The organism is Ruminococcus sp. CAG:379, from assembly GCF_000434255.1.
GTDB classification, from domain to species: Bacteria; Bacillota; Clostridia; order Oscillospirales; family Ruminococcaceae; genus Ruminococcus_F; species Ruminococcus_F champanellensis.
In genome coordinates this window covers 1-4,721 of the sequence record NZ_FR894814.1, presented here as the reverse complement: position 1 = coordinate 4,721, position 4,721 = coordinate 1, and the positions used below count along the sequence as shown (strand labels likewise).

Genomic DNA, 4,721 nt, shown 5'->3' with positions numbered 1-4,721 from the left:
TTACCGGCCGCAGACTGCCGTTCAGGGATACCTCCCCCAGGAAGCAACTGTCCTTTGGCAGGGCAGGGAGCCGTCCGGTTGCCTGGAGGATCGCCATGAGAATGGCAAGGTCATAGACAGAGCCGGTCTTTTTGGTGTTTGCCGGCGCCAGGTTTACCATAACTCTTGCAACGGGGAATGCCACGCCGCAGGCACGCAGGGCGGATTTGATCCGTTCCCGGCTTTCCCGGACAGCCGCATCCGGCAGCCCAACCACTTCAAACATGGGCTGTCCCCGGCTGATATCGATTTCCACCTGGACTGCAAAGGCGTTCATGCCGAACAGACCCAGACTGTTGACTTGTGCAAACATAGTCAGTGTTCCTCCTGGTGATCCTCCGGGGCAGTATAGATCTGCTCTGAAGTGAAGATGGGCGCACCGAACAGTTCCTCGGCGGTACGGGGCTTCAGGCTTGCAGGGGATACGGATTCGGACAGGCTGGGAGTGCCTGGCAGGATCACCGGCGCTGCTGGTTTGGGTACAGTGGGGATGTCCGGCTTCGTAACCGGCGGAATATCCGGTACAATGGGAGCATCCGGCTGCGGAAGGGGTTCCATATCCGGCATGGCAGGTACGGATGGCATGTCCGATGATGCATCTGGTACAGAGACGGCAGGCGTTGCAGGGGTCAGATCCTCCATATCCTGTGCCTGTTTCCGATTCTGCAAGTACAGGGGCAGCTCATACTTGGAGGATTCATCCAGCCGCCGGACAAACTGGGGATATCCGGGTAGCTGACTGAGCTGGTTCAGCTGTCGGAAACCACGAATAAGCCGCAGGTTCAGCAGGAAACCGGATACAAAGCAAATGGGATACAGAATGTTCCGCACCGGCATACCCACCGCAAACTGGTACATGCACATAGCTCCGTATAGACCGGTCAGGACAATGGCGCTGAGCCGGTGCTTGGTGGCAGCAAGCACGGACAGGACGCATACGGTGACGCAGAAGATTAGCGCAAAAATCTGGAACAGCACCGCTGCGGAAAGCTGACTGCCGGTGTCGTGAGCCGGGAGATTCAGATTATCCGCCCGTCCGGCAGAGATCAAGCCCACTGTGACGATGGTGATGGTGATGAGGACGGCAACGTTGGCAAGATTCCACCACAGGGAGCGGCGGAACAGCACATGCAGTTTGCGCATCTGCTCGGCGGAGGCTTCGTAGTGGGCAAAGCGCTGCTCCTCTTCAGGAGTGCTTCTTCCGTTTCCCATGCTTTGCTCCTTTCCCGGATTTTTCAGGTGCAGCCTGGGACGTCGGTGTATCCCCGAGAGTCAGCTCATTCAGCTCCGGCAGCTTCTGGGTGTGGGCAGTGTACACCGGTTTGTCACTGAGTACCTCCTCCAGGGGCTGGAGCGGCTGTTCCGGCAGAGAGGCAGGGGCGGTTTCCTTTTTGGGGATCACCCGCCTTTCCTCCTCCTTGCCTTCCAGGGTGCGCCGGGTCAGGGAATCCATATAGTACCGATCCTTGTCAGGGCTGTCCGGATGTAAAGGCTCTTTGTCAAAATCCTGCTTGGACAGCTCCAGCCGCTCGTTGAAGTACGGGTACCCCTCCAGCTTGCTGAGCCGTTCCTCCTCCGGCAGGGTCAGCATGGCACGGATGTACATGGCAGCTCCCAGCAGACCAAGCCCCATGGAGGGCAGATCCACATGGTAGACCCCCAGCAGGCACATGGCGGCATACAGCGCAAACAGGGCAATGTTCAGCTTATGAAAGTTTGCCCATGCCAGATAACCTACGATGACCACCAGGATCGCCAGGAAAATCTGCATAGCACCGCCGCAGAAGATCACCGCAAAGCTGTCCGGCTCTCCCAGGGCATAGCCCAGGCTGGAGAAGATCTGGAACCGCTGCTTGAACATGGCACAGAAGGCGATGATAAAGCAGGCGAAGCAGGTGTAGAAAAAGGCGGCACGGTTGGTTTTCTCGATTTCCGCCATGGTCTCCCGGCAGCTGTCAAAGTAGGAATAATCCTTTTCCAGCTTTGTATGCTTGACCCGTTCCGCCTGTTCCCGGGCTTCCTTGTCAAAATCAAATTGGGTCTGAAGATCGGTTGGTTTCATTTTGGTTCCTCCTGAGAATGATCTGATGCGGATAGGTGTTCCGGTATGCACAGCTCCTGCATGACGCCTGGGTTCTCTTTCACAGTCTCCGGTCTGTCCCGCTGGTTCAGCTCCCGGATCAGCTGGACAGTGGAGGGCAGCTGTTCTTCCTTTGCAGGCAGGGTGTCCAGGAACTGGGGGTAGCCCTCCCGTGCTGCAAGCTGCCGATCCATCCGGATCCCCAGAAAGGAGGCGATGGCTGCGCCCAGGCTGACGATCAAATTCAGGTGTGCGGCAGCCAGTGCCAGGGGCATCTGCCCGTGCCAGGTCTCGGCGATGCAGGCAAAAAGCACCAGGAACGGCAGACACCAGAGCCGTTTTTTATAGGCAAGCCCGATGATGAAGGCGACCTGAAAGGGGCTGTACCAGAAGGTGTAGAAATATGCGCTGCCCAGGATGCCCAGGGTCAGGAACAGCATCATGAACCCGATCAGAAAAATGAGACAGTTGACACCGGTGACGGTCAGAAATGACCACTTCAGAAGCCGGTCTGAAAGCAGCTTTTGCCGGCGGCATTCGGCGTAATGGGCGGTTTGCGCCATATGTTTTGCTTGCTGCTGAAAGGGTGTGGACATGGGAGACCCTCCTTTTCTGGTTATACCTCTTTAATTATAGCATAGTTTTCAGCGGTTGAAAAGTACTTCTGCATATTTTTTGACAGAAAAAAAGCAGGGGAGGGGAGCCGGGAACGGAGGAAGGCTGTATTTTGTGAAAAGCATAAAAAAACGCACTCCGCACAGGCGGAATGCGTTCAAATCGCTGAACTTTCAGAAAAAGGCTTGACAAGCCGGGGAGGTTATACTATAATTTTAGAATGTATCGTCATGGCTTATTGCTCAACTTTGCACAATAGTATACCACATCCGGCAAAGTGATGTCAAGAGGTTTTTGAAAAAAATCAGACGGATTTCCGGCTGACCAGGTACAGGTGCGAAGGATTGACACGCAACTACAAAAAGGAGGGCTCCGCCTATGGCAGATGTGAAGGTTACACCCAAGCAGCTTGGCAAGAACACGAGAATGAGCTTCGGCAAGATCAATGAAGTTCTGGAAATGCCGAACCTGATTGAGGTGCAGAAGAATTCCTATAAGTGGTTTAAGGAAGAGGGCTTGAAAGAGGTTTTCCGGGACGTGGCAGCGATCACGGACTACAACGGAAACCTGGTGCTCAATTTTGTGGATTACAAGATCGACGACACCCCCAAATATACGATTGCAGAGTGCAAGGAGCGGGATGTAACCTACGCAGCGCCCCTGCGGGTGAAGGCTACGCTTTGGAATAAGGAAACCGGTGACGTAAAGGAAAGCGAGATCTTCATGGGGGATTTCCCTCTGATGACCGAAAGCGGTACCTTTGTCATCAACGGTGCAGAGCGTGTTATCGTCTCCCAGCTGGTACGTTCCCCCGGTGTGTACTATGCCTTTGAAAAGGACAAGACCGGTAAGGATCTGTTCAAGGCAACCGTCATCCCGAACCGTGGTGCATGGCTGGAATACGAAATGGATTCCAACGATGTGGCATATGTCCGGATCGATAAAAACAGAAAGATTCCGCTGACCACCTTTATCCGTGCTCTGGGTATCGGTACGGACGAGGAAATTGCGGAGATGTTCGGCAACGATGAGCGCCTGCGCCAGACCATCCTCCAGAAGGACGGCACCAAGAACAATTCCGACGCTCTGATTGATGTATATAAAAAGCTGCGTCCCGGCGAGCCGCCTACGGTGGAAAGCGCCATCCAGCACCTGGATAATCTGTTCTTTGACGCAAAGCGCTATGATCTGTCCCGGTTCGGCCGGTACAAGTACAACAAGAAGCTGGGTATCGGCTCCCGTCTGGTGGGACACATCCTGTCCCGTCCGGTGGCAAATGAGCTGACCGGTGAGCTGCTGGCGGATGCCGGCGATCGTCTGAGCTTTGAGAAGGCAATGGAGATCGAGCAGGCGGGTGTTTACGAAGCATATCTCAACGTTGAAACCAAGGAATACTACACCAACGAGCAGAACGAAACCGCCATTCGTATGGTGGAAAAGGAAGTCAAGGTCATCGGCAACGGCATGGTTGACCTGTCCGGCTATGTGGATTTCGACGTGCTGGAATACGGCATCAACGAGAAGGTTTCCTTCAAGGTGCTCAAGGAGATCCTGGAAAGCTCTGCGGACGCTCAGGAGCTGGAGGAGCAGGTCAAGAAGCGTGCGGATGAGCTGGTGCCCAAGCACATCATCCTGGACGATATCTACGCCACCATCAGCTACTTCTGCAATCTGTGCGAAGGCGTGGGCACGGTGGACGACATCGACCATCTGGGGAACCGGCGTATTCGTTCCGTGGGTGAGCTGCTGCAGAACCAGTTCCGCATCGGCTTTTCCCGGATGGAGCGTGTGATCCGGGAGCGCATGAACATCCAGGCACAGGATATGGACGTAATCACCCCCCAGGCATTGGTGAATATCCGTCCCATTACCGCAGCCATCAAGGAGTTCTTCGGATCTTCCCCCTTGTCCCAGTTCATGGATCAGACCAACCCTCTGGCTGAGCTGACCCATAAGCGCCGTCTGTCCGCTCTGGGCCCCGGCGGTC

At 55.1% G+C, this 4,721-nt stretch carries 4 protein-coding genes and 1 pseudogene; 1 reads left to right on the top strand and 4 read right to left on the bottom strand.

What is annotated here, in order from left to right; genetic code table 11:
• The 4 genes from QVO51_RS01260 to QVO51_RS01245 form a co-directional block, all read right to left on the bottom strand.
• Positions 1-352 (bottom strand): magnesium chelatase domain-containing protein (locus QVO51_RS01260; protein WP_288167708.1); only part of this gene is annotated, 352 nt, incomplete at its 3' end.
• Positions 353-354: 2 nt separating this feature from the next.
• Positions 355-1,251: a hypothetical protein gene (locus tag QVO51_RS01255; RefSeq protein WP_015558253.1), complete on the bottom strand. Its 897-nt coding sequence runs from the start codon at positions 1,249-1,251 to the stop codon at positions 355-357.
• Positions 1,226-2,101: a hypothetical protein gene (locus QVO51_RS01250; protein ID WP_022356907.1), complete on the bottom strand. Its 876-nt coding sequence runs from the start codon at positions 2,099-2,101 to the stop codon at positions 1,226-1,228. Before QVO51_RS01250 ends, QVO51_RS01255 begins: the two co-directional genes overlap by 26 nt.
• Positions 2,098-2,715 (bottom strand): hypothetical protein, encoded by a 618-nt coding sequence (locus QVO51_RS01245; protein WP_022356906.1) that lies wholly within the window; start codon positions 2,713-2,715, stop codon positions 2,098-2,100. The genes QVO51_RS01250 and QVO51_RS01245 overlap by 4 nt, the downstream gene beginning before the upstream one ends.
• A gap of 397 nt (positions 2,716-3,112) precedes the next feature.
• On the opposite strand from QVO51_RS01245, the pseudogene QVO51_RS01240 reads away from it, so the two are divergent.
• Positions 3,113-4,721: pseudogene (locus QVO51_RS01240) on the top strand (DNA-directed RNA polymerase subunit beta); the annotation flags it as partial.

Excerpts from the sequence above, each read along its gene's own strand:
- QVO51_RS01245 (WP_022356906.1), bottom strand. The coding sequence starts at position 2,715 with ATGTCCACACCCTTTCAGCAGCAAGCAAAACATATGGCGCAAACCGCC.
- QVO51_RS01250 (WP_022356907.1), bottom strand. The coding sequence starts at position 2,101 with ATGAAACCAACCGATCTTCAGACCCAATTTGATTTTGACAAGGAAGCC.
- QVO51_RS01255 (WP_015558253.1), bottom strand. The coding sequence starts at position 1,251 with ATGGGAAACGGAAGAAGCACTCCTGAAGAGGAGCAGCGCTTTGCCCAC.